The sequence below is a fragment of the Caenibius sp. WL genome, assembly GCF_019803445.1.
In the GTDB taxonomy this organism is placed as follows: Bacteria; Pseudomonadota; Alphaproteobacteria; order Sphingomonadales; family Sphingomonadaceae; genus Caenibius.
On record NZ_CP081844.1, the window covers coordinates 1,294,495 to 1,319,600 of the forward strand.

Consider the following 25,106-nt stretch of genomic DNA (forward strand, 5'->3'; position numbering starts at 1 on the left):
AAGGCATGACGAAGAGCATCTGTGCGATGGTGCACAAGCCCGGTTCCACGCGTGAGGCATTCCAGGCCTATTATGAGGAAAACCATGCCCCGCTGGGCTGCCAGCATTTTCCTTTCACCCGCTATGTCCGCAATCACCTGATCGATAACGAGAATTTCGGCTTCGACACGATCACCGAATTCTGGGCGCGCGATATCAAGGCTGCGGCTGCGCTGATGAGCGGCCCGGTGGGCGACATCATGCGCGCCGATGAACTGAAGTTCATGGACCAGTCGAAGACTGCGCCCGCCAGCGCGGAAGAACATGTCTTTTCCCAGCAGCGCGACCCGATCCCTTCGGAACGGCAGGCATGGCTGCTCGACTGGGAGGAAGACGATACGTCGATGCGCGGCAAAGTGCTGGCTTGGGCCGGGCGGCTGGGGGGCGAACATCCCGGCGTTTCGGTCGATTTCGCGACATCGTGGCAGGAACCGGGCTTCCCCGCGCGCGCGGTTCTCTGGCTGCCTGTGGGCGTGGATGCCACGGCCCCGGTCGGGCTGGAAGTGACGCGCCTGCGTGTCCGGCGCGAGGAAACCCCGGCGGGCAAGCTGCTGGCGGGCGGGGTCTGAACGGAAGGGATGGATCGTTTGGCAATGCCGTCTCGCTTGTCCTGAACTTGTCGCAGGACGCGCGCCGACGGCATGGCCGGGCCATCGCGTATAGGCCGAGGTTTGCGATAGCCATTCAGACGGGTGCAGGCAAAGCGGAATAGCGCGCGGCGGTGAACCCGGCGCGCTTTCCCTGATTGCCGCCGCCCCGCCTGTCAGACCGGGTAGTTGGCCAGCCAGTCGCGCAACGCGGTTTTCAGCAATTTGCCGTTGGGGTTGCGCGGCAGCGGCCCTTCCACGACATGGACCTGATCGGGCACTTTGTAATCCGACAGGTTGGCCGCACAGAAATTGCGCAGTTCCTCGCTCGTCACCCCGTCGCGGGCCACTGCGAACGCGACCACCCGTTCGCCCAAGACTTCGCACGGACGGCCGACGACACCGGCTTCGGTAACGGCATCGTGCGCCATCAGCGTGTTTTCGACTTCGACCGAATAGATCTTGAAGCCGCCCCGGTTGATCATGTCCTTCTTGCGATCGAGCACGCGCAGGTATCCCTCGGCGTCCATCACGCCGATATCGCCCGAACGCCAGTATCCGCCGGTGAAGCCCGCCGCCGTTGCTGCGGGGTTGTTCCAGTATTGCGGGATCGTCATCGGCCCGGCGATCCAGATTTCGCCCTGTTCGCCCGGCGGGACCTGCCGCCCGTCATCGTCGACGACGATGATTTCCGCATAGGGCAGCGCGCGGCCGACCACATCGCTCCGCTCGCGCCCTTCGCCCAGCGGCATCATCACGGCGGGGGAGGATGTCTCGGTCGCCCCGTAGATGTTGACCAGCGTCAGTTGCGGGCAATGCTCGGCCAGTTCCGCGATCGTCGCTTCGGGCATCGGCGCGCCGCCGAACGCGCCCACCCGCCATGCGCTGAGATCGAAGCGGGCGAAGTCCGGATCGAGCAGGCACAACTTGTACATCGCGGGGACCATGATGGCGTAGCTCATCCTTTCCCGTTCCGCGATTTCGAGGAAAGCCCGCGCCTTGAAGCCGCGCTGCGCCACGACTTTGCCTGCGATCCGGATCGCGGTCAGCAGGATCAATTCGATTCCGGTGACGTGCGATGCGGGCACGGACAGGACCATCGCATCGCCATCGCGCAGGCGGAGGTGGTTTTGTGTGCCGATGGTGTTGGTGATCAGGCCGAAATGCGTCAGCACCGCGCCTTTGGGTTTGCCCGTGGTGCCGGAGGTATAGAGGATGCAGAACGGATCGTCTTCGTGCACCGTGCCGCATGCGGCGATGGCGGCCACGTCCGCCGCGGTTTCGCCCCAGGCGGCGGCTTCCACCGAATAGGGCAGCCAGCGGCGCACGCTCGGGGTATCGGCGGCGGCGGGCAGGTACTCGGCCAGATCGTCTTCGTAGATGATCGCGGCGGCGGTGCAGTCGTTCAGCACATAGGCGGTTTCGGGAGCGCGCTGGCGGATGTTGCCGGGCACGCAGATCGCCCCGATCCGGGCCGTTGCCATCAGCAACACCATATAGTCCGCGCGGTTGTCGAGCAGGATCACCACACGGTCGCCCGGCTTGATGCCGAGGCCGAGCAGCCGGGTGGCGCAGCGATCCGCCCGGTCGGCGACATCGGCGTAAGTCAGTCGCAGATCGCCATCGACCATGGCGATTTCGCCGCCGCGCCGGGCCACCGCTTCATCGAACATCGCAGCGATATGGGACGGCCGCTCCGCATGGGACAGCACCACGCGGCCGTGATGCGTTTCATAGCGCATGCCATCGGCCCAAGACTGGTATTCCATCGTATCCTCTTTCCGCAAATCGTCGCCCGCCTGGGGTCTATTGCGCCTTTGCGTAGCGCGAACACCGGCGGGCATCTGTTCTGGCTTGTGCGATCACGAATCCCTTGCGTCCATTTGCTGCCCGTTGGCAAGACCTCCGTGCATGGGGCGATGAAATACCGTCAGGGTTAAGGAAAATCGATCTTGTGCCGGTGGACAGAACGGGCATGACGGCGATGCGCACGGGAAGCGGCGGATCGCGAACGGGGCGAGGCTGGTTTCCCCCGTAACTGGCCGAAAACGGCCATTGAGTGTGGTTTAAATGCCACATTTGACAGAACCCGTTCGGACATTCAAACCTATCGAGACGCATCCATGCACGTTTCGTCGCGGCAGCGGCGGCTGTGGTTTTGCATTCTCGCCCCGCGCTCCTAAGAGCCCGCGAATATCAAGCAGACAAAGACCTTCAGGGAGGTTTTCATGAAAAATTTCGTATTTTTGGGCGCTGCCAGCCTGGCCGCGCTGGGTTTCTCGCAGGCAGCCTACGCACAGGACGCTGGCGCCAGCACCGCCGCCGAGCCCGCCCCGCAGGCGGAGACCGGCTCGACCGGCCTGCAGGATATCGTCGTCACCGCGCGCCGTTCCAATGAATCGCTGCAATCGGTGCCGGTGGCCGTCACCGCGCTGTCGGGCGAATTTCTGGAACGCCAGAATTTCAACGACGCCACGGCCCTGCCGCGTCTCGCCCCCAGCCTGACGATCGAAAAGCAGCCGTCCAGCCTTTCGGCGGCAACCGTCTATATCCGCGGTATCGGCAACCAGGAACCGTCCGCCCTGTCGGAACAGGGCGTGGGCATCTATCTCGACGGCGTCTATCTCGCCCGTTCGGCGGGTGCGGTGTTCGACCTGCTCGATCTCGAACGCGTCGAAGTGCTGCGCGGCCCGCAGGGCACGCTGTTCGGCCGCAACACCATCGGCGGCGCGCTCCAGCTCGTTTCGAAGAAGCCGAGCGACGATTTCCATCTTACCGCCAAGGCCGGTTACGGCAATTTCGATGAATGGTATGTCCGCAGCCGTGTCGACACCGGCTATATCGGCAATTCGCCGTTCAAGCTGTCGGTCTCGGCGCAGCATCGCGAGGCGGATGGCTTCGTCAACAACACGCTGACCAAGGGTTCGCAGGATCCGGGCGCGGTCAAGGCGGACACGGTCGCTGTCGGACTGCAGGCCGATCTGGGCAAGCTGACCGTCAACTACGGCTTCGACTACGATTACCGCACCGGCACGCCGGGCTTCTTCCAGCTCGTCGCCACGACGCCGGAATATGCCGCCTACTTCGGCCAGTCGGCCAGCCTGGGCGGCGCGCCGTTCATGGTCAGCCCGGATCGCCAGGGCACCGTGCAGCAGGCCGGCTTCGTCGATCGCAACGGCAAGTACCGCTACGGCTCGAAAACGCGCGTGCAGGGCCACAGCCTGACGCTCGCCTATGAAGCGTCGGATGCGCTGACGATCAAATCGATCACCGGCTATCGCAAGTTCTACCAGGACACGATCCTGAACCTGAGCGGCAACGGCGAACTGAAAGGGCTGGTTTACGATCCTTCCTCGCCCACTCTGACTTCGGTCCAGTCGGTCATTCCGTACACCGGCAACAACGCGCCGCAGAAGCAGCACCAGTTCAGCCAGGAATTGCAGTTGCTCGGCAGCTCGGGCGATTTCAGCTATCTCGGCGGCCTGTACTACTTCAAGGAAAAGGCTTCCGAATATAACCACCAGTCGCTGACCAGCGTGGTGCCGGTGGGCTATCTGGCGGCTTACGGCTTCATGTCGCAGGCGGATCAGGATGCGCTGATCGCCGCCAATCCGGGGGTTGCGCAGATCGGCGTGAATCTCAATCCGTTGCAGGCATTCGGCGGCACGTCCGAATCCAAGGCGGCATTCGGCCAGGTAAGCTGGAAGCCGTCCGCGCTCGACCAGAAGTTCGAACTGACGGTCGGCGCCCGCTACACCAAGGACAAGAAGACCGCATGGCTGGGGGGCGACATCGACCCGGTGCAGCGCGGCAAGACCTCGTTCGACAACTTCTCCTGGCTGGTTTCGGCATCCTACAAGGTGACGCCGGATGTGATGGTCTACGCCCGTGCATCGACGGGATATCGCTCCGGCGGGATCAATCCCCGTGCGGGCGTGATCAACACGTTCAAGCCGGAAAAGGCGATGTCGTATGAAGCGGGCATCAAGTCCGAACTGTTCGACCGCCGCCTGCGCCTGAACTTCGCCGCGTTCCTGACCGATTACGACGATCTGCAGGTCCAGCAATTCGCTGCGGGCATGCAGGGCGCCACGTCGCTGATCGTCAACGCGGGCAAAGTGCAGCTCAAGGGCTTCGAAGCCGAAGCGACCCTGATGCCGGTCGACGGCCTCACCATCGATGGGTCGGTGGGTTACGTGGACACGAAGTACAAGACTTTCATGTTCCGCGATCCCTATACCGATGTGGTCGATAACGTCGCCGATGTCGCCAAGCCGATCTACACGCCCAAGTGGACGGCGCGGATCGGGGGCGAATATGTGCACGATCTGGGCGGCCCGCTGGCCCGCCTGCGGGTGGACTATTCCTACCGCTCGTCGATGTACTTCAACGCGCTCAACGCGACGACGCCGTTCAACGAGAACATCAAGTCGCCCGCGGATGACAATCTCAAGGCGCGTTTCTCGGTCGAAGAGATCCCCGTGGGTGGCGGCATGCTGGAAATCGGCGTGTGGGGCGACAACCTGACGAACGAAAAGACCCTGACTTACGGGATCGATTTCGGCGCGCTCGGTTTCGCGGGCGCGACGTTCAAGAAGCCGCGCAGCTACGGCATCGACGCCAAGATCAGCTTCTGATCTTCCCCTTGGGCTGCCGGTGCGAAACCGGCGGCCCTGCGGTGGACAGGAAAAGGGCCCCGACGGCATTGCCGCCGGGGCCCTTTTCGTATGCTGAGGCGGAAGCGGGCGCGCGCTGGCCCGCCCGCTTCCGCCGCCGTTTATTCGCCGCGCAGTTGCGCCAGTTCCGTCGCGCTCAGCGTGACAGCGGCGGCTTTCACGCTGTCGTCCACCTGTTCGGGCGTGCGGGCGCCGAAAATCGGAATCGTCAGGTGCGGCTGGTTGACGAGATAGGCGAGCACGATCTCGTTGATCGAAACGCCATGCTTGCCCGCCAATTCCTGCACGGCGGCGAAGCGCCGGGCGTTGACCGGGTTGTCGTAGCGCGCCTTGAGGAAATCGGGCAGCCCGGCTTCGCCCCCGGCGGCGAGCTTGGTGAAATAACCGCCGCTCTGCGCGGCATAGGGGATCATCGTCACCCCTTCGGCGTGGATGTCCTGATAACCGTCTTCGTAATAGAGCTGGTAGCCCTGCGCGGTGGAGGCTTCGCGGTCGGGCGCGGCAAGGCCCCAGAACGTCTGCGAGGCGACGAAGCCCTGCTTGCCTTTGGACGCGGCATAGGCGTTGGCTTCGCGGATGCGTTCGGGCGTCCAGTTCGATGCGCCGAAGTAGCGGATCTTGCCCGCCGCCTGATGCGCCAGCAGGGCATCGATGATAGGGCCGACCGGGGCTTGCGGATTGTCGGCATGGAGCCAGTAGAGATCGATGGTGTCGATTCCCAGATGGTCGAGGCTTTCGGCCAGATCCTGCGCGATGTCTTCCGCTGTCACCCGGTTGCGCCAGTCGCCCGCGCGCATATCCACCTGAGCGCCTTTGGTGGCGATCACCACATCGGCGCGGTTCCTGCCTTTCAGCCACGCACCGATGGCGCGCTCGCTCGCGCCCGCGGGGGCATCGGGCACCCAGTCGCCGTAGGACCGCGCGGTGTCGAGGAAATTGCCGCCCAGTGCGGTAAAGCGGTCGAGAATGGTGTTGGCGCTGGGCTGGTCGATCGCGGTGCCGAGCATGTTGGTGCCGTAGCAGAGCTGGCTGACCTGGAGATCGGTGCCGGGCAGAGTCAGTTTCTTCATTGGGGGGCTATCCTTTTTCACGAAGGGGGATCAGGCGGCGGTTTGCCCGCCATCGACGGGGAAGGCCACGCCGGTGATCCGGCGCGCTTCGCGCGAGGCGAGGAATGCGACCGCATCGGCGATATCTTCCGGATCGCAGTTTTCTCCGCCGTCGAGCCATGGCACCGCGCGCATCACCAGTTCCCAGTCGATATTTTCCGGCGGCGCGCCCGCGATCATCGGAGTGTTGACCCCGGTCGGGCAGATGCAGTTGATGCGGATGCCCTGCTTGGAGAATTCCAGCGCCAGCGCCTTGGTCAGCCCGACGACGCCGTGCTTCGCTGCGACATAGGCGGAATTGAACGGTACGCCGACCAGCCCCGCGGCCGAGGCCATGTTGACGATATTGCCCTTGGTCTTCAGCAGATGCGGCATGGCGAGGCGCGACATCAGATAGACGCCGGTCAGATTGACGGCGATGGTCCGGTCCCAGCGGCTCTTGTCGAGATCGGCCATGCACCCGAAATCGAGAATGCCGGCGATGTTGCACAGCACGTCCAGCCCGCCGTGCGCGGCCACCGCGCGTTCGACCAGCGCCTGGCAGGACTGTTCGTCCGCCACGTCGAGCGGCATGGCGATCGCATCGCCGCCGAGATCGCGCGCGGCGGCGGCCACGCCTTCCTCGTTACGGTCGCCCAGTACCAGCCGCGCCCCTTCGGCGGCGAATTTCCTGGCCGTGGCCAGTCCGATGCCCGATGCGGCCCCGGTCACGATGATGGATTTGCCTTCGAAACGCACGCTGTCTTCTCCCGTTTGCCGAATCCGGCTCGATATCCGTTTCGTGCAGACTTGCGTCAGGCGGCTACGCGTTTCAACCATAGGCTATCGGCCGGTGCGAATTTGCGTGGCGAATCGACACCGGGATCGCACGAGATGGCAAGAACCAAAGGAGGATGCCCCCGATGATGTCGTTGCAGGAAATGTCCGACCGGCTGGAAATTCAGGATCTGTTTTCCCGCTACACTTACGCGATCGACGAACGGAACTGGGATGGGCTGGATGATGTGTTCACGCCCGATGCGTTCATCGATTACACCGAAGCGGGCGGGGAAAAAGGGCAATTGCCCGAAATCAAGCGCTGGCTGGCCACGGCGATGGAACGCTTCCCCACGTTTCAGCACATGGTGGCGACGCACAAGCTGAAGCTGAACGGCGATACGGCGGAAAGCCGCACGATCCTGTTCAACCCGATGGTGCTGCGCAAGGACGACGGGGAAGATCACGTCTTCTTCGTCGGCTTGTGGTACAATGACAAGTTGGTGCGGACGGAGAAGGGCTGGCGCATCGCCGAACGGCGAGAGGAAATATCCTACACTTACAACACCCCGCAGATGGCGCCGGCCCCCGCGATTGCGGATGTGGTGGGCTGAACGGGGCCCGAAACGATACCGGCCCGCCGACCGGGAAAGGGCGGCGGGCCGGGCTGGTTCCGTTTAACCGGAAGGGGCAGTTCAGGCCGCCTTGGTCCAGGAGATCATGCTGCTGATATCGGTCAGCTGATCCGGCTTGAGCCCCGCGCGCGCCAGATGGTGCGAGGTGAGCTTCGCGTTTTCGGACAGCGGGAAGACGACTTCGAACACGCGGTCGTATTCGGTGCGTTCGATTTTCCACTTGCCGCCGACGCGGCGATACTGATCCTTATAGATCGCGCTGCCGATGGTGTGCGTTTTTCCGGCCAGATTGATGAAGATGTCTTCGAGATACCAGATGCCATCGGCGGTGTCTTCGCCGGTGATGGTGATTTCGGGCATATGGCCGTGGTGCATCGCCGCCACCTGCGAATTGAAGCTGTTGGCGAGGAATTCGAGCATCGTGTCCTTGCCCTGCAAATTGACGCGGTATTCACCACCGCGATAGTCCACCGTGACATCGTCGGTGAACAGGGTGGCGAGCAGTTCGGCGTTGGCCGTGTCGATTCCGCGGAAATAGCGATGCTTGAGCATGCGGATTTCCTCGATGTCGGACAGTTGCTGCAGAGTATAGGGCATGGGGGCTCTCCAATTTTTGGTCGTTTCCGTTCGAAGCGATATATGCGCACCATTGCCGGACAGTTGCAACGCATATCAAAAGGCGCGCGGCGATCGGCGATTCAATCGGGCAATCGCGGGCGCAACGGACAACGCAGGGCGGGCCTTGCGCCGATGCGCCCGCATCGCACGCCAAGTTTGATTGACGGGTGGTGCCAGCCGAAGGTAAGCCCGCGCCCATAAAAAGACGTGGAGTTGGGAGATATGGCGATGACGTCGGCAAGCGTACCAGCGGAGGCCGTGCCGCAGCCCGGACGATGGGCCATGGCTGTGCGCGGTTTCCTGTGTCAGAATGTGTCGGTTGGTTGCGCTTTTGGCGGGTTTGGCGTCGCGGTCGGGGAAATCAAGGCGAAGTATGCCGTCAGCATGGGGCTGGCTTCGATGGGGCTGGCGCTGGCGGTGCTGACCATGGGGCTGGTGAGCCCGCTGGTGGCGCGCATGATCGGCCATTTCGGCCTGCGGCGGACGATGCTGACCGGGCTCATGCTTTCCGGACTGGGCTATGTCGCGCTGGCCTTCGCTCCCAACATCTATGTCGTGCTCGCCGCTTTCGGCCTGCTGATCGGCATCGGCATCGCCATGTTCGGCCCGTTTCCGGCCAGCGTTCTGGCGAGCAACTGGTTCCAGCCCAACGCGGGCGGGGCGCTCGGTTTCGTCAATATGCCTGTCATGGTGGCGCTGGTGCCGCTGCTGGGCGTGGCGCTGATCAAGAGCCAGGGATTGCCGACGTTCTTCCTCGCTCTGGCGGGCATCCATGTCCTGCTGGTGCCGGTGGTGCTGGGCGTGATCGACGCGCCGCCGGGCATGGCGGCGGGCGGCGATGCGCAGGGCCATGGCGCGGACAGCGCCACGAGCGCACGGGCGATTCTGACGCGGCCGGTCTTCTGGGCCGTGGTGGTCGGCGCGGGGTGCCTCAGCGCGGCGGGCATCGTCGGCATTTCGCACATCGTCGCTTTCGCCACCGAGCGCGGCCTGCCCGATGCGGACGCGGCCCTGCTGCTGTCGATCATGGGCGCGGCGAGCATTATCGGTTCGCTGCTGGCCGGGATCATCGCCAACCGGATCGGTTCAGCCAACACGCTGGCGCTGATCGGCGCGCTGATCGCGGGCGGCTGGGCCGTGCTTTATGCGACGAGCTTCTACCCTCTGCTGCTTATGGCGACGCTGGTGCTGGGCGCCTGCGGGGCGGGCGTGTTCCCCGCCGTCAACATGCTAGGCGCGCAGATATTCGGGGTCAGCGCGCTGGCGCGGGTGATCGGCCTGTTCACCTTGTGCACGCTGCCGATGAACTTCCTGCTGCCCCCGGCGGCAGGCGTGCTGCGCGATCATTCGGTGAATTACAATCCGGTGATCGTCGCGATTATCGCCATGGCGGCGGCGATCATGGCGCTGTTCCTGATCGTCGCCCGCGTCGTGGCCAGCAGACGCGCGGCGCCGGAAGCGGCATCCGCCTGACAGGACGAACCAACGCGGCCCGCCGCCATCGCGGGGCGGGCCGGAACCGAAATGCGCGCAAGGGCAATCCCGCGCCGATCCGTGAACTGAAACAGGAGACTGAGCAATGGGCCGACTTTCCGGCAAAGTGGCAATCGTAACCGGCGGCGCGCGCGGAATGGGCGCGGCAACCAGCCGCCTGTTCGCGGCCGAAGGGGCGAAAGTGGCGATCACCGACGTGCTGGAGGAAGACGGCAAGGCGCTGGCCGCGGAACTGGGCGATGCGGCCCGATTCTACCGCCATGACGTGACCAGCGAAAGCGAATGGGCGGCCATAGTCCAGCAGGTCGAAGCCGACCTCGGGCCGGTGGATGTGCTGGTCAACAACGCCGGAATCCTGATGTTCAAGAGCCTGCTGGCGACCACGCTGGAAGATTACGAACGCGTGCTCAAAGTCAATCTCGTGGGCGAATTCCTCGGCATCAAGGCCGTGGCGCCGGGGATGATCGCGCGGGGCAAGGGTTCGATCGTCAACATCTCGTCGGTGGATGGGATGAAGGGGGCCAACGGCCTCGTCGCTTATGCGTCCAGCAAGTGGGGCGTGCGCGGGCTGACCAAGGTGGCCGCGCTGGAGCTGGGCCATCGCGGCGTCCGCGTCAATTCCGTCCATCCCGGCGGGGTCGACACGGCGATGACCAATCATGACAACACCGCGCGCGACAAGGTCAACGAACGTTTCACCAATATTCCGCTGCAGCGCGTGGCCGGGCCGGAAGAAGTCGCCGCCGCTTCGCTGTTCCTGGCGAGCGACGATGCCTCGTACCTCGCCGGTGCGGAAATCGTCGTCGATGGCGGGATGACCTCGGGCCAGTACTATCCGGGCTTCCCCGGCGCGCCGGGCGTGCCCGAAGCCTGAACGCACGCAATGCCCCCTTCCGGTGGCGCGGCCGACAACGGCCGGCGCCGGGAGGGGCGAAACGGAGAGGATCGTATGGGAAGGCTTTCAGGCAAAGTGGCCATCGTCACCGGCGGCGCACGGGGCATGGGTGCGGCGACCAGCCGGCTGTTCGCGGCCGAAGGCGCCAAAGTGGCGATTGCCGACGTGCTGGACGCCGAAGGGGCGGCGCTGGCGGCGGAACTGGGCGATGCGGCCCGGTTCTATCATCATGACGTGACGAACGAAGCGGGCTGGGCCGATCTGGTCGCCGGGGTGGAGAGCGATCTCGGCCCGGTGGATGTGCTGGTCAACAACGCCGGAATCCTGATGTTCCGCACGCTGATCGGCACCACGCTGGACGAGTACGAACGCGTGCTCAAAGTCAATCTCGTGGGCCAGTTCCTCGGCATCAAGGCGGTGGCGCCGGGGATGATCGCGCGGGGCAGGGGCTCGATCGTCAACATCTCCTCCGTCTCCGGAATGCAGGCGGGCAATTGCCTGGGCGCTTATGCCTCCAGCAAGTGGGGCGTGCGCGGGCTGACCAAAGTGGCGGCGCTGGAACTGGGCCATCGCGGCATCCGCGTGAATTCGATCCATCCCGGCACGATCGACACGGCGATGGGCAATCAAGGCGCCATGTCGCGCGAGGAACTGGATGCGACTTTTGCCCATCTGCCGTTGCAGCGCGCGGGCGGGCAGGAAGAAGTGGCCGCCGCGTCGCTGTTCCTGGCGAGCGACGATGCCTCCTACATGGCGGGGGCGGAAATCGTCGTCGATGGCGGGCTGATGGCGGGGCAGTTCTATCAGGGCATGCCCGGCGCACCCGGCGTGGCCGAAAGCTGACGGGAATCGAACCACACACGGCGCGCGAGCGCGAAGGAGGGCCCATGACGGATCGAGATACGCAGGACGGGGTGACACTGGCGGAACGGACCATTCCCTGGCCGCGCTCGCTCAGTCCGGCGGCGGTGGCGTTCCTGCAAGCGTCGCACGCCGCGCCCGCCCGCACGATGCCGCCGGCCAGCGACACGGAGGCCTGGCGCAAGGCTATCGCCGCCACCGATGCGATGATGGTGCAATACTTCGCCGGGCTGGACGAAGCGGGGGCCGTTTCCGAAACGGCCACGGTGGGCGGCGTCACCTGTCACCGGGTGCGGCCTGCCGGGCATCAGGCGTCCGACCGCCGGATCTATCTCGATATCCATGGCGGCGGGCTGGTTTTCGGGGCGGGGGAATTCGCCCGTCTGGGCGCGGTGCGCGTGGCCAATCTGCATCGGGTGGAAACGATCGCGGCCGATTACCGCATGCCGCCCGATCACCCCTATCCCGCCGCGCTTGACGATTGCGTGGCGGTCTATGCCGAACTGGTGGCGCGGCACGGGGCCGGGAACGTGGTGATCGGCGGATCGTCCGCCGGGGGCAATCTCGCCGCCGCGCTGCTGCTGCGGGCCCGCGATGAAGGGCTGCCGATGCCCGCCGGGCTGGTGCTGCTGACGCCCGAAGTGGACCTGACCGAAAGCGGGGACAGTTTCGAAACGCTGCTCGGGCTCGATCCGGTGCTGAAATCCCGCCTGACGGACAGCATCGCACTCTATGCTGATGGGCACCCGCTGGACGATCCCTATCTTTCGCCGCTGTTCGGCGATCTGGCGGGCTTCCCGCCCACTTTGCTGCAATCGGGCACGCGCGATCTGTTCCTGTCGAACACCGTGCGGATGCATCGCCGCATGCGCGATGCGGGGGTGGCGGCCGAACTGCACGTGTTCGAGGCGATGCCGCACGGCAGCTTCATGGGCGCGCCCGAAGATGCCGGGATGCAGCGGGAACTGGCGGGCTTTGTCGCCCGTTGCTGGCAATCGTGATAAGCTGCCCGGCCTGACGGGTGACGAAAAGGCGGCGCGCCGATGCCGCCGGAGAGGAGAATACGATGATCCGGATTGCCTTGCCTGACAGCGATGGAGCCGATCCCTACGGCTATGCCGCGCGCACTCATGCGACGGAAATCATGGCGGCGGCGGCGGCCTTTTCGAAAGCGGTGTATCAGCACTCGCGCCTGCCGCTGCGCGAATTCGAAGGCGCCCGCGCGCGCATCGCGCAGATCAACGGCTGCCTGATCTGCCAGCAGTTCCGCGCCGCGCGCGATGTGCAGGCGATGTTCGCCGCCACCGGGCAGCGCCCCGCGCATCTGGTGTCTGACAACGGCCCCGCCCCGGACGAGGCGTTCTATGGCGCGGTGGCCGAATGGCGCACCTCGCCGCTGTTCAGCCCGCGCGAAAAGCTGGCGATCGAATATGCCGAACGCTTTGCCGAGGAGCCCAAGGTTCTGGCCGATGATGAGGCGTTCTGGGAACGCGCCCATGCGCTCTATTCCGATGCCGAGCTGGTCGACCTGTCGCACTGCGTCGCCGCGTGGATGGGGCTGGGGCGCGTGGCGCATGTGCTGGGATTCGATAGTGTGTGCCTGCCGTTTTCGCAAGCCGCCGAATAGGGCCGGAAACAGGGCCGGCGGCGTAAGCAGGGTCGTGATACCATAACAGGAGGAAAGCATGAGTGAGGGCAGGCTGGCCGGGCGCGCCGCGCTGGTGACAGGCGCGGCGGACGGGGTGGGGCGCGGCATCGCGATCCGTTTCGTACAGGAAGGCGCCGCCGTGGTGGTGGCCGATTTCGACGAGGAACGCGGCCGCCAGGTGACGGAGGAATTGCGCGCCATGGGCGGCAGGGCCGAATTCTATGCCTGCGACGTGACGATCAAGGAACGCGTCGTCGGCGCGGTGCAAGCCTGCGTCGATCATTTCGGATCGATCGATATCCTGGTCAACAACGCCTATCGCGGCAGTTCGATGATCCGCATCGAGCAGAAGGACGACGAGACGTTCGAAACCGCGATGAAAATGAATCTCTACGCGGTCAAATGGACGATGGAGGCGGCCCTGCCGCATATGCGCGGGCAGCATTGGGGGCGGGTGATCAACATGGGCTCGCTCAACGGTGTCAACGCGCACATGGGCTCTGCCGATTACAACGCCAGCAAGGAAGCCCTGCGCGCCTACACCCGCTCCGCCGCGCGCGAATGGGCGGGCTATGGCATCTGCGCCAATATCATCTGCCCGGCTGCCATTTCCGCCGCCTATCGCCGGTTCGTCGAAAGCGCGCCCGATGTCGCCGCCGCCACCAATGCGGCCAATCCGATGGGGCGCATGGGCGATCCGGAAAAGGATATCGGCGGCGTGGCGGTGTTCCTCGCCAGCGAAGACGCGCGCTATCTGACGGGCAACACGCTGTTCGTCGATGGCGGGGCGCATATCAACGGGGCAGGCTGGGCGCCCGATCTCGGCCCCGATAGCTGACCTGGATAGCTGGGCAGAGTGGTTGCCTGAAGGGCTAACCCACCCCGCTCGGCCTGAGCCTGTCGAAGGCTGCACGTAACGGCAGCCTCTCACTCTGAACAGCTCCTTGCCACACCTTGCGCGCGTGGCCTTCGACAGGCTCAGGCCGAGCGGAGGTTGGTGGTGTGGGAGCAGTCATGAGCGCCGCGGGCAAATCATGCTTGCAAGATTCGATCGCCAAAGCAAACGGCCCGCCTCCATCGGGGGCGGGCCGTTTGCGGCAGGCGCGGCGATCGGCCGGCGCCGGGCGCCCGTTCAGGCGGCTTCGGCGCTCTGGTCCGGATCGCGCAGGACATAGCCGCGCCCCCAGACCGTTTCGATGTAGTTTTCGCCATCGCAGGCCAGGCTCAGCTTCTTGCGCAGCTTGCAGATGAACACGTCGATGATCTTGAGTTCCGGCTCGTCCATCCCGCCATAGAGGTGGTTGAGAAACATTTCCTTGGTCAGCGTCGTGCCCTTGCGCAGCGAAAGCAGTTCCAGCATCGCGTATTCCTTGCCCGTCAGGTGCACGCGCGCGGCGTTCACTTCCACCGTCTTGGCATCGAGATTGACCGAAAGCTTGCCGGTGCGGATGACCGATTGCGAATGCCCCTTGGACCGGCGCACCACCGCGTGGATGCGGGCGATCAGCTCTTCTCGGTGGAAAGGCTTGGTCACGTAATCGTCAGCCCCGAAGCCGAAGCTGCGGATCTTGGAATCCATTTCGGCAATGCCCGACAGGATCAGCACCGGCGTTTCAACCTTGGCCACACGCAGGTTCTTGAGCACGTCGTAGCCATGCATATCCGGCAGATTGAGATCGAGCAGAATGATATCGTAATCGTACAGCTTGCCCAGATCGAGGCCTTCTTCGCCCAGATCGGTCGAATAGACGTTCAAGCCTTCGGCAGTGAGCATGAGTTCGATGGCTCTTGCCGTCGATGGCTCATCTTCAATCAACAGAACACGCATGGGTTTTGCCCCCCCTTACCCGACGATTTCCCCGATCGCGCAGCCCGCGTCAGGGATAACGCCACGTATTAACCATGGAAGGACTGAACGGAAAAGGTTAATTTTGTTATAAAGCGGCGGGAAGTGGCTGTTTTGCGTGCCTGCGGCAGTGCCAAAACGGGACGGATGCCCGCGATGCGCCCGAATATTAGCGTCTCGTCAATCTACCTTACCGCTTCGAGCGCTTTCTGCCGCCGCCGCTGGACCGAACTGCCGATGCCCATGGCCTCGCGATATTTGGCCACGGTGCGCCGGGCGAGATCGAACCCCCTGGCGCGCAGCAGATCGACCAGCGCATCGTCAGACAGGATCGCGCCCGGTTCTTCCGCGTCGGTCAGCGCCTTGATCTGCGCTTTCACCGCCTCGGCCGAAACCGCGCCCGCGCCATCGGCGGCGGCGACGCCGCTGGAGAAGAAGTATTTCAGTTCGAACGTGCCGCGCGCGCAGTGAAGATACTTGTTCGCGGTCACGCGGCTGACGGTCGATTCATGCATATCGATCGCTTCGGCCACGGCTTTCAGCGTCAGCGGCTTCAATTCCAACACGCCGCGCCGGAAAAAGCCGTCCTGCTGGCGGACGATTTCGGCCGTCACTTTGAGAATGGTCTTCTGCCGCTGGTCCAGCGCCTTGATCAGCCAGTTGGCATCGGCCAGCTTCTCGCTCAGCCAGGCGCGGGCGGCCTTGTCCGGGCAGCCCTTGCGCAGTTCGAGGTAATAGCTCCGGTTGATCACCAGCCGGGGCAGGGACGCCTGGTTGAGCGCGATGTCCCAGCCGCCATCGGCGCGCGGGCGCAGCAGGATATCGGGCACCACCGCCCGGTTGCCGCCGTTCCCGCCGAACCGCAGGCCCGGTTTGGGATCGTAGCCGCGCAGTTCGGCCAGCATGTCGGCGAAATCCTCGTCATCGACTTCGCAGATCCGCTTCAACTGCTTGATGCCGCCTTTGGCCAGCAGATCGAGATTGTCGATCAGCCGGGCCATGCAGGGGTCGTACCGGTCGGCCTCTCGTGCTTGCAGAGCGAGGCATTCGGCCAGATCGCGCGCGCCGACGCCCGTGGGGTCGAGCGACTGGACCAGCGCCAGCGCGGCTTCCGCCTCGTCCAGCGGGATCGCCAGATCGTGGGCGGCGTCGCGCAAGGGCACGGTGAGATAGCCCGCTTCGTCCAGCAGCCCGACAAGGTACATGGCGATGGCGGCGCTGCGTTCGTCCTGCGCCGCCGCGCCCACTTGCGCGGCCAGATGGGCGGCGAGGCTTTCCGCCGCATCGCCCGGCATATCGATGGCGCTGGCTTCGCCGCTGCCCGCCGGAAACCCGCTGTCCCCGCCGAACAGCGCGCCGTCGCCGGTGTCGCGGTCGGTATCCAGCGCGGCGGGATCGATATCGAGCGGCTGGTCGGCCGCGGCCAGGCCTTCATCGATCATCTGGTCCACCGCCGCTTCCTCGCGCGCGGGGGCGACATATTCCGGCTGTGCGGGTTCGGGCGGCGCATCGGGGGCGGGCGTTTCGCCGCCCGCGCTCTCGCCCAGTTCGAGCAGGGGATTGGCGGCCAGCGCTTCACCGATGAAGGTTTCGATTTCGAGATTGGACAGCGCCAGCAGCTTGATCGCCTGCTGCAACTGCGGCGTCATCACCAGTTGTTGCGATTGCCGGAGATCGAGGCGGGGCCCGAGCGCCATCAGCAGCGCCCCGCCATGCATATATGCGGGGGCAGAGTGCGGGCATCGCCGCCCCGGCCCGTTGCGCCGCGCTCATCCCCTCGCGACATGGCCGCAAGAGGCGGCCCGGTCATAAGGTGAAATTCTCGCCCAGATAGAGTCGCCGCACGTTCTCGTCGGCCACGAGGTCTTCCGGGCTCCCGGCGAACAGCACCTGCCCGCCGTAGATGATGCAGGCGCGATCCACGATATCCAGCGTTTCGCGCACGTTGTGGTCGGTGATCAGCACGCCGATCCCGCGTTCCTTGAGATCGATCACCAGATGGCGGATATCCGAAATGGATAGCGGGTCGATCCCGGCGAAGGGTTCGTCCAGCAGCATGATCGACGGCTTGGCCGCCAGCGCGCGGGCGATTTCGCACCGCCGCCGCTCACCGCCCGACAGCGCCATGGCCGGGCTTTCGCGCAGGCGGACCAGCCCGAATTCGTCCAGCAGCCGTTCCAGTTCCTCCCGGCGAACGTCCTTGTCGGGCTCGGCCATTTCGAGCACGCAATTGATGTTCTGTTCCACCGTCATACCACGGAAGATCGAGGTTTCCTGCGGCAGATAGCCGAGGCCGAGAATCGCCCGGCGATACATCGGCAGCTTGGTGACATCGACCCCGTCCATCAGGATGCGGCCCGAATCGGGGCGCACCAGCCCCATGATCGAATAGAAGCAGGTGGTCTTGCCCGCGCCGTTGGGGCCGAGCAGCCCGAGCACTTCGCCCTTGCCCACCGAAAGCGAGATATCGGTCAGCACCGCGCGCTTGTCATAGCTTTTGGCGATCGAGATCACTTCCAGCCCGCCTTGCGGAATCGGCGGGGCGGCGTTGGTCTTTTCGTGCGGCTGGGCCGGGCGGGGATCGTCCAAGGAGCTCATAGGGCATGCTTTACCACGGGAACGGTTGCAGAAAACCCCCGCTGCATCGGTTTGGCAGGCTTTGTGCAGGGTAGGCGGAGAGACGGGCGGGAAGCGCGGCGCGGCGGGCCGATTCCGGGCCTGCGGCAGGGCACTTGATCCCGCGCGCCGCATGAATATAGTCTGCATCATAGAACAGGGCCGAAACGGCCGACATGATGGAGAGCTTGGATGGCACGAGCTGAGCCCAAATGGGGCTTTCTGAAATCCCCCGCGATTTCGGCGCATCAACTGAAGCCGCGCGATTGGCGCCGCCGGATGAGCGACAATGTCGCCTATGCGCTGTGGGCCTATACCGGGCTGCAGATTTTCATGACTCTCGCCATTCTCAAGGGGCCGGGCGGGTCGATCCTGCCCTATTTCGCGCTCGTGGTGCTGATCATGGCGGTGCTGCCGGGCTTCCAGAGCCTGGAAAAGCGGTGGGAGGAACTGAGCGACGCCGAAGCCTGCAATCCCGCGCTCGAACCCGCCTATCGCCGGGACAAACGCCTGATCTGGAGCCTGGCCATCGGATTGCCGTTCCTGCTCACGCTGATAATCAAGGCGCTTGACGCGCTGCTCTGATCGGGCGAGGCCGTTCGCCGGATTCCGTTTGCGAAAGGCCTTCCATGTTCGATCTTTCCCGTGCCGAGGAACGGTGCGACGCGCTGATTGCGCTTGCCCGCCGTTTCGGGGCTGATGCCGCCGACGCGGTCGCCATCGGCGATATGTCGGAAGGGGTGCAGGTGCGCCTCGGCGCGCTGGAAGATGTCGAACGATCCGAAAGCGAAGCGGCGGGCCTGCGGGTGTTCGTCGGCCGCCGGTCGGCTTCGATCCATGCCAGCGATCTCAGCGATGCGGCGCTGACCGAACTGGCCGAACGCGCCGTGGCCATGGCCCGCGCCGCGCCCGAAGATCCCTATGCCGGGCTGGCGCCGGAAGAACTTCTGGCCAAAGGCCCGTTCCCCGCGCTCGATCTGGAAGATGCCAGCGAACCTTCGCCGCAGCAGTTGCGCGCCATGGCGGAAGAAGCGGAGGACGCCGCGCGCGCGGTGGCGGGCGTCACCAACAGCGAAGGCGGCAGCGCCGGTTTCGGCCGCTCGGTCATGGCGCTGGCGACCAGCCACGGCTTTTCAGCCGGATACGGGGCGACCAGCCATTCGGTCAGCGCCAGCGTGGTCGCCGGGCAGGGCGGCGGGATGCAGCGCGATTACGCCTGGCGGCAGGCGCGCCATGCCGGCGATTTGCTCAGCCCGGCGGACATCGGCCGCATGGCGGGCGAACGGGCGGTGGCCCGGCTCAATCCCGGCCGCCTGCCGAGCAAGGCGATGCCGGTGATTCTTTCCCCCCGCGTCAGCAACGGGATCATCGGCCATCTGGTCGGCGCGATGTCGGGCGCGGCCATCGCGCGCCGCTCCAGCTTTCTGCTCGACCGGCTGGATGATACGCTGTTCGATACGTCGATCCGCATTCTCGATGTGCCGCACCGCCCGCGCGGGCTGCGCTCGCGCCCGTTCGATGGCGAAGGCCTGCCCACGGCGGAGCGGGCGCTGGTCGAAGGCGGCAAAGTCACCGGCTGGCTGGCCGACAGCGCTTCGGCCCGGCAACTGGATATCGCCCCCACCGGCCATGCCTCGCGCGGGGCGGGCGGCGGGCCGGGCATTTCGGTCAGCAATGTCCATATCGCGGCAGGCGCGCAGAGCCCGGAAGAGCTGATGGCGGACATTGCCGACGGCGTTTATATCACCGAACTGTTCGGCCATGGCGTCAACGGGGTGACGGGCGATTACAGCCGCGGCGCTTCGGGTTTCCGCATCGTCAACGGGGCGCTGGCGGGGGCGGTGGCCGAATTCACCATCGCGGGCAACCTGATCGATATGTTCGCCGCGATGATCCCGGCCAACGATCTGGAGATGCACCGAGCGATGAACGCGCCGACGCTGCGGATCGACGGGATGACGATCGCGGGCGACTAATCTTATTCAATCGTCACCCTGAACTTGTTTCAGGGTCCGTCTCTCCGGATTGGAAAACCGCGCCTGGGGTAGGATGGATGCTGAACCAAGTTCAGCATGACGGAGGAGGATGAAGCGGAACCTTTTTCGCCTCATCGTCTGCAAGCGATACAATTCCCTTTCCAGCAGGGCCGGTGCGCGCTGTTGCGGCCCCGGCCTGCCGGACGAACCGGATCAGCCGTTCTTGGCTTCCTTGGCGCGTTCCACCGCTTCGATCACCACGCGGCGCGCTTCGGCGGCATCGCCCCACTGGCCGACGCGGACCCACTTTTCCTTTTCCAGGTCCTTGTAATGGGTGAAGAAGTGCTCGATCTGCTGGAAAATGATCGAGGGCAGATCCTGCCGTTCACCCACGTCCGAATAATAGGGGAACGTGGTGTCCACCGGCACGCAGATCAGCTTTTCATCGCCGCCGTGTTCGTCTTCGAGATTGAGCACGCCGATCGGGCGGGCCCGCACGACGCAGCCCGGAATGAACGGCGAGCGCGAGATCACCAGCGCGTCCAGCGGATCGCCATCGGGCGAAAGCGTGTGCGGGATGAAGCCGTAATTGGCCGGATAGCGCATCGGCGTATGCAGGATACGGTCGACGAACAGCGCGCCCGATTCCTTGTCGAATTCGTACTTCACCGGTTCGCCGCCAGCGGGAACTTCGATGATGACATTCAGGCTTTCGGGCGGATTGTCGCCCGTGGGAATCAGGTCGATGCGCATATTGGGCCTTACTGTTTGGCTATATGGTTGGGAACGGCGCAGCCTCTAGCCCCGGCGCCCGGCACCGCCAAGCCCTAATTGGTGCAATGCAAAATGCGGCTGGCGTGCGTGGCGCGTTTGCGGTGTGGGATTGCGGAAAGGCCGCCCAAGCCCTAATCGCCGCGCCATTATGGCGACACAGACACCGCAAGCGATCCGGGGCACGCAGGACATTTTCGGGGCAGAGGCCGAGGCTTTCGCCCGCGTGGTGGAAACTTTCGAACGCCTGCGCAGGCTTTACCGTTTCCGCCGCGTGGAAATGCCGGTCTTTGAAAAGACGGCGGTTTTTTCCCGTTCCCTGGGTGAAACGACCGATGTGGTCTCGAAAGAGATGTATTCGTTCGACGATCGCGGCGGCGAATCGCTGACGCTGCGCCCCGAATTCACCGCCGGGATCGCGCGGGCCTATCTCACCGACGGGTGGCAGCAATATGCCCCGGTCAAAATCGCCACCCACGGGCCGCTGTTCCGCTACGAACGTCCGCAGAAAGGGCGGTATCGCCAGTTCCACCAGATCGACGCCGAAGTGATCGGCGCGGCCGAACCGCAGGCGGATGTCGAACTGCTGGTCATGGCCGATCACCTGCTCAAGGAACTGGGCATCGCCGACGGTGTGACGCTGCAACTGAACACGCTGGGCGACGGGGCCAGCCGCGAGGCTTGGCGCACCGCGCTGATCGACTATTTCCGCACCCACCGGGCGGAACTGTCGGAAGACAGCCAGGACCGGCTGGAACGCAACCCGCTGCGCATTCTCGATTCGAAGGACCCGCGCGACAAGCCGTTCACGGCGGGCGCGCCCCGGATCGACGATTACCTTTCGGGCGAAGCGCAGGATTTCTTTGGCGCGGTGACGGCGGGGCTGGATGCGGCGGGCGTTGCCTGGACCCGCGCCCCGGCGCTGGTGCGCGGGCTCGACTATTATCGCCACACGGCGTTCGAATTCGTCACCGACCGGCTGGGCGCGCAGGGCACCGTGCTGGGCGGCGGGCGCTATGATGGCTTGCTGGAGGCACTGGGCGGCCCGGCGACCCCGGCGGTCGGCTGGGCGGCGGGTATCGAACGGCTGGCGATGCTGCTGGACGGCGTGGGCGAAACCGCGCCCGATGCGATTCTCGCGATCGAGGATGACGGGGCGCTGCAATTCGGCATTCGCGCGCTGGCCGCGCTGCGCCGGGCGGGCCTTTCGGCCGATATGATCGCCACCGGATCGCCCAAGAAGCGGTTCGACAAGGCGGTGAAAGCCAATGCCACGGTGCTGGCCGGGGTGACTCTGCGCGATGGGCAGCCCGCGGTGAATCTGCGCGGGGCCGCCGATGCCGCCGCCTACATCACCGCGCAGCAGGTTTTCGAAGCGCTGCTGGACTGATGATTGCGGGCCAATCTTTCGTCATTCCCGCGAAGGCGGGAATCCAGCCTCCGGCGGCTGATCTGGACCCCCGCCTTCGCGGGAATGACGAAGAGCGGGAAGCATCCGCATGAGCATCCCTGACGAACGTCTGGCCCAGCTTGGCGCGCGGTTCGCGGAACTGGAAGCGCGGCTTGCGTCGGGCACGCTGGAAGGCGAGGCTTTCGTGGCGGCGAGCCGGGACTATGCCGAGCTGGAGCCGGTCGCCCGCGTGGCCGAGGAAGTGCGCACGATGCGCGGCGAACTGGCCGAACTGGAAGCGCTGAACGACAGCGATCCCGAAATGAAAGCGCTGGCCGAGGAGGAAGTGGCCCGCCTGCGCAGCGCTCTGCCCGAGGCGGAGCACCGGCTGGCCGTGGCTATGCTACCGCGCGATTCGGCGGACAGTCGCCCGGCGATGCTGGAAATCCGCGCCGGAACGGGCGGGGATGAGGCCGCGCTGTTCGCCGCCGACCTCTATCGGATGTACGAACGCTACGCGGCGGAGCGGGGCTGGCGGGTCGAGATGATCAGCGCCAACGCCTCCGATATCGGCGGGTTCAAGGAAGTGGTCGCCCATATCGCGGGCACGGGCGTGTTCGCCAAGCTGAAATTCGAAAGCGGGGTCCACCGGGTGCAGCGCGTGCCGGTGACGGAAAGCGGCGGGCGCATCCACACGTCCGCGGCGACGGTGGCGGTGCTGCCCGAAGCGGAAGAAGTCGATGTCCAGATCGAGGACAAGGATCTCAAGATCGATATCTACCGCGCCTCGGGGGCGGGCGGGCAGCACGTCAACACCACCGATTCCGCCGTGCGCATCACCCATTTGCCCACCGGGCTGGTGGTGATCCAGCAGGACGAACGCAGCCAGCACAAGAACCGCGCCAAGGCGATGCAGGTGCTGCGCACCCGCCTGTTCGATCTCAAACGCGCCGAAGCGCACGGCGCGGAAGCCGAAGCGCGCAAGGCGATGGTCGGTTCGGGCGACCGTTCGGAACGCATCCGCACTTACAATTTTCCGCAAGGGCGGGTGACGGACCATCGCATCGGCCTGACGCTGCACAAGCTGCCCGAAGTGCTCGAAGGGCACGGGCTGGGCGAACTGATCGACGCGCTGATCGCCGAGGACGAAGCCAAGCGCCTCGCCGCGATGGGGGAATGATGGGGCTGATGGCTGGTGCGCGTCTTGCGACACGCTCAGAGGTTTATGTGCGTCCTTCGACAGGCTCAGGACGAGCGGACATTGTGCCCGATCCTTTATCGGGCCCCGTCATGCCAAGACCCGCTCGTCCTGAGCCTGTCGAAGGACGCATACTGCCCTATCCCGAAATCCGCCCATCCTGAGCTGGTCGAAGAATGCGCGAAGCCCTTTCCCCACCGACTGTTGCCGAAGCCCTGCGCGAAGCCGCCGCCACGCTGGCCGGGGTTTCCGACACCGCGCGGCTCGATGCCGAAGTGCTGATGGCCCATGCGCTGGGCGTCGGCCGGTCTGACCTGCTGCTGCGCCATATGCGCGATCCGGCGCCGCCCGCTTTCGCGCCGCTCGCCGCGCGGCGCATGGCGCATGAACCGGTGGCCTATATCACCGGCCATCAGGAATTTTACGGGCGGGATTTCCGGGTGACGCACGATGTGCTGATCCCGCGCGGAGACAGCGAAACGCTGGTGAACGCAGCGCTGGAAGCCGCGCCCGCGCCGCACCGGGTGCTCGATTGCGGCACCGGATCGGGCGCGCTGCTGCTGTCAGTGCTGGCCGAGCGCGAAGGGGCGGAAGGTATCGGGATCGACCGTTCGCCCGCCGCCTTGGCGGTGGCGGCGGACAATGCGCGGCATCTGGGGCTGGACGGGCGCGCGCAGATGCTGCTGCGCGACTGGGACCGGCCCGGCTGGCGCGAAGGGCTCGGCCGGTTCGATCTGATTCTGGCGAACCCGCCCTATGTGGAAGACGCCGCGCCGCTCGACCGTTCCGTGCGGGACTATGAACCGGCGGGCGCGTTGTTTGCCGGGCCAGAAGGGCTCGACGCCTATCGCGTGCTGATCGCGCATCTGCCCGTGCTACTAACACCCGATGGCGTGGCGGTGGTTGAAATCGGGGCGGGCCAGGCCGATGCGGTCGCCGGAATCGCCGCCGGGGCCGGGTTAACCAGTGTATTGTACAGGGATCTGGGCGCGCGCCCACGTGCGCTTTCGTTACGATTTGGGGTTGGCAAGGCCGTTTTAGCCAGCTAGGCAAAAGTGGACCGCCGGTTGGATGGAAATTCCCGACTGGCAGGTTGCGCTCCGAAATTTGTTCATGTTCGCACGCCTGCGGGTGTCGGCATCATGCAGATGGAGGGACCGGCACTCGGCCTGGTTGCCCTGTGCGTGGCGCGGGATTTTGCGACCTTGGGGGCATGGGTGCTCTCCGGTCACAAGTTGAGGATGAATGTTCCCTTGAACAACAATCGCAGCAATCGCCGCAGGGGTCGTGGCAACAATCGCTCGCAAGGCGGCAACCAGCTTAACCGGATCGACAGCCGGGCGCGGGGCAATGCGCCGCAACTGCTCGAAAAGTACAAGAAGCTGGCGCATGACGCGTCGCTTAACGGCGACCGGGTCCAGACCGAATACTATCTGCAGTTCGCGGACCACTATTTCCGCGTGATCGCCGACACCAAGGCGCGGCAGGACGAACAGCGCGCCCGCCGGGACGACTATCGCGACCAGCAGAGCGACGGGGACGAGGAGGATGAATTCTCCTCCTACGGCGCCGATCGCGGCCGCTCGCGCCGCCCCGACCGGGACGAGACGCCGGGCCAGGACAGCGGCGTGGAAACGGACGGCGGCGATGCGGAAGGGGAAGGCGAACGCGCCGACGCCACCAACGCCTACGAACCGGTGGAAAACCCGTTCACGCGCGGCAACCGCGAACGCAACACCCAGCGCCGCCAGCGCAAGCCGCGCGGTGAACCGGTGGCCGATGCGTCCGTCGATACGGCGGCCGAAGCCCCGGCTGAACCGGGTTTCGATCTCTCGGTACTTCCGCCCGCCATCGGCGAACGCCGGGACGAGGATGACGTACCGGCCGAACCCGCCGAGAAGGCCCCGCGCCGCCGCCGCACGACTCGCGCCAAACCGGCCGCGGAAGGCGGCGACGAATCGCTGCAGAAAGTCGGCTGACGAACTGCCCCG

At 65.2% G+C, this 25,106-nt stretch carries 23 protein-coding genes; 15 read left to right on the forward strand and 8 right to left on the reverse strand.

Annotation, left to right across the window (positions count from 1 at the left end; all coding sequences use genetic code 11):
• The first annotated feature begins 5 nt into the window (after positions 1 to 5).
• Positions 6 to 608 (forward strand): EthD domain-containing protein, encoded by a 603-nt coding sequence (locus K5X80_RS06015; protein WP_222559938.1) that lies wholly within the window; start codon positions 6 to 8, stop codon positions 606 to 608.
• A 194-nt stretch (positions 609 to 802) separates the two neighbouring features.
• Here K5X80_RS06015 and K5X80_RS06020 read toward each other — a convergent pair whose 3' ends face one another.
• Entirely contained in the window at positions 803 to 2,395 is a 1,593-nt protein-coding gene (locus K5X80_RS06020; RefSeq protein ID WP_261390654.1) for a class I adenylate-forming enzyme family protein, read from the reverse strand.
• A gap of 459 nt (positions 2,396 to 2,854) precedes the next feature.
• Here K5X80_RS06020 and K5X80_RS06025 point away from each other — a divergent pair, with 459 nt between their 5' ends.
• A complete protein-coding gene (locus K5X80_RS06025; RefSeq protein ID WP_222559939.1) occupies positions 2,855 to 5,263 on the forward strand; it encodes a TonB-dependent receptor in 2,409 nt (802 codons plus the stop codon).
• Positions 5,264 to 5,403: 140 nt separating this feature from the next.
• Here K5X80_RS06025 and K5X80_RS06030 read toward each other — a convergent pair whose 3' ends face one another.
• On the reverse strand, positions 5,404 to 6,372 hold the full coding sequence (locus K5X80_RS06030) for an aldo/keto reductase (RefSeq protein ID WP_222559940.1): 969 nt from the start codon (positions 6,370 to 6,372) through the stop codon (positions 5,404 to 5,406).
• Between the two features lie 30 nt (positions 6,373 to 6,402).
• The gene (locus tag K5X80_RS06035; protein WP_222559941.1) at positions 6,403 to 7,149 is read right to left on the reverse strand and encodes an SDR family NAD(P)-dependent oxidoreductase; all 747 of its coding nucleotides are present in this window, start codon (positions 7,147 to 7,149) and stop codon (positions 6,403 to 6,405) included.
• Between the two features lie 164 nt (positions 7,150 to 7,313).
• On the opposite strand from K5X80_RS06035, the gene K5X80_RS06040 reads away from it, so the two are divergent.
• Positions 7,314 to 7,781 (forward strand): nuclear transport factor 2 family protein, encoded by a 468-nt coding sequence (locus K5X80_RS06040; protein WP_222559942.1) that lies wholly within the window; start codon positions 7,314 to 7,316, stop codon positions 7,779 to 7,781.
• An 81-nt stretch (positions 7,782 to 7,862) separates the two neighbouring features.
• On the opposite strand, the gene K5X80_RS06045 is transcribed toward K5X80_RS06040, so the two are convergent.
• Positions 7,863 to 8,399 (reverse strand): nuclear transport factor 2 family protein, encoded by a 537-nt coding sequence (locus tag K5X80_RS06045; RefSeq protein WP_222559943.1) that lies wholly within the window; start codon positions 8,397 to 8,399, stop codon positions 7,863 to 7,865.
• Between the two features lie 243 nt (positions 8,400 to 8,642).
• Here K5X80_RS06045 and K5X80_RS06050 point away from each other — a divergent pair, with 243 nt between their 5' ends.
• The 6 genes from K5X80_RS06050 (at position 8,643) to K5X80_RS06075 (ending at position 14,156) form a co-directional block, all read left to right on the forward strand.
• Positions 8,643 to 9,893, forward strand: coding sequence for an MFS transporter (locus tag K5X80_RS06050; protein WP_222559944.1), 1,251 nt, complete (start codon positions 8,643 to 8,645; stop codon positions 9,891 to 9,893).
• Between the two features lie 106 nt (positions 9,894 to 9,999).
• Positions 10,000 to 10,788 carry an SDR family NAD(P)-dependent oxidoreductase gene (locus K5X80_RS06055; protein ID WP_222559945.1) on the forward strand — a complete coding sequence of 263 codons (789 nt, stop codon included), beginning with the start codon at positions 10,000 to 10,002 and terminating at the stop codon, positions 10,786 to 10,788.
• A gap of 75 nt (positions 10,789 to 10,863) precedes the next feature.
• Positions 10,864 to 11,652 carry an SDR family NAD(P)-dependent oxidoreductase gene (locus K5X80_RS06060; RefSeq protein WP_222559946.1) on the forward strand — a complete coding sequence of 263 codons (789 nt, stop codon included), beginning with the start codon at positions 10,864 to 10,866 and terminating at the stop codon, positions 11,650 to 11,652.
• A gap of 44 nt (positions 11,653 to 11,696) precedes the next feature.
• A complete protein-coding gene (locus tag K5X80_RS06065; protein WP_222559947.1) occupies positions 11,697 to 12,671 on the forward strand; it encodes an alpha/beta hydrolase in 975 nt (324 codons plus the stop codon).
• Positions 12,672 to 12,736: 65 nt separating this feature from the next.
• A complete protein-coding gene (locus K5X80_RS06070; RefSeq protein ID WP_222559948.1) occupies positions 12,737 to 13,297 on the forward strand; it encodes a carboxymuconolactone decarboxylase family protein in 561 nt (186 codons plus the stop codon).
• A gap of 58 nt (positions 13,298 to 13,355) precedes the next feature.
• Entirely contained in the window at positions 13,356 to 14,156 is an 801-nt protein-coding gene (locus K5X80_RS06075) for an SDR family NAD(P)-dependent oxidoreductase (protein ID WP_222559949.1), read from the forward strand.
• Positions 14,157 to 14,450: 294 nt separating this feature from the next.
• On the opposite strand, the gene ctrA is transcribed toward K5X80_RS06075, so the two are convergent.
• The 3 genes from ctrA to lptB form a co-directional block, all read right to left on the reverse strand.
• Positions 14,451 to 15,146 (reverse strand): response regulator transcription factor CtrA, encoded by a 696-nt coding sequence (ctrA, locus tag K5X80_RS06080; RefSeq protein ID WP_222559950.1) that lies wholly within the window; start codon positions 15,144 to 15,146, stop codon positions 14,451 to 14,453.
• Between the two features lie 203 nt (positions 15,147 to 15,349).
• A complete protein-coding gene (gene rpoN / locus K5X80_RS06085) occupies positions 15,350 to 16,861 on the reverse strand; it encodes an RNA polymerase factor sigma-54 (RefSeq protein ID WP_261390655.1) in 1,512 nt (503 codons plus the stop codon).
• Between the two features lie 109 nt (positions 16,862 to 16,970).
• Entirely contained in the window at positions 16,971 to 17,762 is a 792-nt protein-coding gene (lptB, locus tag K5X80_RS06090) for an LPS export ABC transporter ATP-binding protein (protein WP_222559952.1), read from the reverse strand.
• Positions 17,763 to 17,972: 210 nt separating this feature from the next.
• Here lptB and K5X80_RS06095 point away from each other — a divergent pair, with 210 nt between their 5' ends.
• Both K5X80_RS06095 and K5X80_RS06100 read left to right on the forward strand, forming a co-directional pair.
• Positions 17,973 to 18,365 carry a hypothetical protein gene (locus K5X80_RS06095; protein WP_222559953.1) on the forward strand — a complete coding sequence of 131 codons (393 nt, stop codon included), beginning with the start codon at positions 17,973 to 17,975 and terminating at the stop codon, positions 18,363 to 18,365.
• 44 nt (positions 18,366 to 18,409) lie between these two features.
• Positions 18,410 to 19,756: a TldD/PmbA family protein gene (locus K5X80_RS06100; RefSeq protein ID WP_222559954.1), complete on the forward strand. Its 1,347-nt coding sequence runs from the start codon at positions 18,410 to 18,412 to the stop codon at positions 19,754 to 19,756.
• Between the two features lie 213 nt (positions 19,757 to 19,969).
• Here K5X80_RS06100 and ppa read toward each other — a convergent pair whose 3' ends face one another.
• Positions 19,970 to 20,509 carry an inorganic diphosphatase gene (ppa, locus tag K5X80_RS06105; RefSeq protein WP_222559955.1) on the reverse strand — a complete coding sequence of 180 codons (540 nt, stop codon included), beginning with the start codon at positions 20,507 to 20,509 and terminating at the stop codon, positions 19,970 to 19,972.
• A gap of 169 nt (positions 20,510 to 20,678) precedes the next feature.
• On the opposite strand from ppa, the gene hisS reads away from it, so the two are divergent.
• The 4 genes from hisS to K5X80_RS06125 all read left to right on the forward strand — a co-directional run bounded on the left by hisS (position 20,679) and on the right by K5X80_RS06125 (position 25,094).
• Positions 20,679 to 21,917 (forward strand): histidine--tRNA ligase, encoded by a 1,239-nt coding sequence (hisS, locus tag K5X80_RS06110; RefSeq protein WP_222559956.1) that lies wholly within the window; start codon positions 20,679 to 20,681, stop codon positions 21,915 to 21,917.
• Between the two features lie 109 nt (positions 21,918 to 22,026).
• On the forward strand, positions 22,027 to 23,097 hold the full coding sequence (gene prfA, locus K5X80_RS06115) for a peptide chain release factor 1 (RefSeq protein WP_222559957.1): 1,071 nt from the start codon (positions 22,027 to 22,029) through the stop codon (positions 23,095 to 23,097).
• Between the two features lie 194 nt (positions 23,098 to 23,291).
• Positions 23,292 to 24,164 carry a peptide chain release factor N(5)-glutamine methyltransferase gene (prmC, locus tag K5X80_RS06120; RefSeq protein WP_222559958.1) on the forward strand — a complete coding sequence of 291 codons (873 nt, stop codon included), beginning with the start codon at positions 23,292 to 23,294 and terminating at the stop codon, positions 24,162 to 24,164.
• A gap of 204 nt (positions 24,165 to 24,368) precedes the next feature.
• Entirely contained in the window at positions 24,369 to 25,094 is a 726-nt protein-coding gene (locus K5X80_RS06125) for a DUF4167 domain-containing protein (RefSeq protein ID WP_222559959.1), read from the forward strand.
• Positions 25,095 to 25,106 lie beyond the last annotated feature (12 nt).

Bases quoted from the DNA above. Each gene is read 5' to 3' on its own strand.
- K5X80_RS06015 (WP_222559938.1), top strand. From the start codon at position 6: ATGACGAAGAGCATCTGTGCGATGGTGCACAAGCCCGGTTCCACGCGT.
- K5X80_RS06020 (WP_261390654.1), bottom strand. From the start codon at position 2,395: ATGGAATACCAGTCTTGGGCCGATGGCATGCGCTATGAAACGCATCAC.
- K5X80_RS06025 (WP_222559939.1), top strand. From the start codon at position 2,855: ATGAAAAATTTCGTATTTTTGGGCGCTGCCAGCCTGGCCGCGCTGGGT.
- K5X80_RS06030 (WP_222559940.1), bottom strand. From the start codon at position 6,372: ATGAAGAAACTGACTCTGCCCGGCACCGATCTCCAGGTCAGCCAGCTC.
- K5X80_RS06040 (WP_222559942.1), top strand. From the start codon at position 7,314: ATGATGTCGTTGCAGGAAATGTCCGACCGGCTGGAAATTCAGGATCTG.
- K5X80_RS06045 (WP_222559943.1), bottom strand. From the start codon at position 8,399: ATGCCCTATACTCTGCAGCAACTGTCCGACATCGAGGAAATCCGCATG.
- K5X80_RS06050 (WP_222559944.1), top strand. From the start codon at position 8,643: ATGGCGATGACGTCGGCAAGCGTACCAGCGGAGGCCGTGCCGCAGCCC.
- K5X80_RS06055 (WP_222559945.1), top strand. From the start codon at position 10,000: ATGGGCCGACTTTCCGGCAAAGTGGCAATCGTAACCGGCGGCGCGCGC.
- K5X80_RS06060 (WP_222559946.1), top strand. From the start codon at position 10,864: ATGGGAAGGCTTTCAGGCAAAGTGGCCATCGTCACCGGCGGCGCACGG.
- K5X80_RS06065 (WP_222559947.1), top strand. From the start codon at position 11,697: ATGACGGATCGAGATACGCAGGACGGGGTGACACTGGCGGAACGGACC.
- K5X80_RS06070 (WP_222559948.1), top strand. From the start codon at position 12,737: ATGATCCGGATTGCCTTGCCTGACAGCGATGGAGCCGATCCCTACGGC.
- K5X80_RS06075 (WP_222559949.1), top strand. From the start codon at position 13,356: ATGAGTGAGGGCAGGCTGGCCGGGCGCGCCGCGCTGGTGACAGGCGCG.
- ctrA (WP_222559950.1), bottom strand. From the start codon at position 15,146: ATGCGTGTTCTGTTGATTGAAGATGAGCCATCGACGGCAAGAGCCATC.
- rpoN (WP_261390655.1), bottom strand. From the start codon at position 16,861: ATGGCGCTCGGGCCCCGCCTCGATCTCCGGCAATCGCAACAACTGGTG.
- lptB (WP_222559952.1), bottom strand. From the start codon at position 17,762: ATGAGCTCCTTGGACGATCCCCGCCCGGCCCAGCCGCACGAAAAGACC.
- K5X80_RS06095 (WP_222559953.1), top strand. From the start codon at position 17,973: ATGGCACGAGCTGAGCCCAAATGGGGCTTTCTGAAATCCCCCGCGATT.
- K5X80_RS06100 (WP_222559954.1), top strand. From the start codon at position 18,410: ATGTTCGATCTTTCCCGTGCCGAGGAACGGTGCGACGCGCTGATTGCG.
- ppa (WP_222559955.1), bottom strand. From the start codon at position 20,509: ATGCGCATCGACCTGATTCCCACGGGCGACAATCCGCCCGAAAGCCTG.
- hisS (WP_222559956.1), top strand. From the start codon at position 20,679: ATGGCGACACAGACACCGCAAGCGATCCGGGGCACGCAGGACATTTTC.
- prfA (WP_222559957.1), top strand. From the start codon at position 22,027: ATGAGCATCCCTGACGAACGTCTGGCCCAGCTTGGCGCGCGGTTCGCG.
- prmC (WP_222559958.1), top strand. From the start codon at position 23,292: ATGCGCGAAGCCCTTTCCCCACCGACTGTTGCCGAAGCCCTGCGCGAA.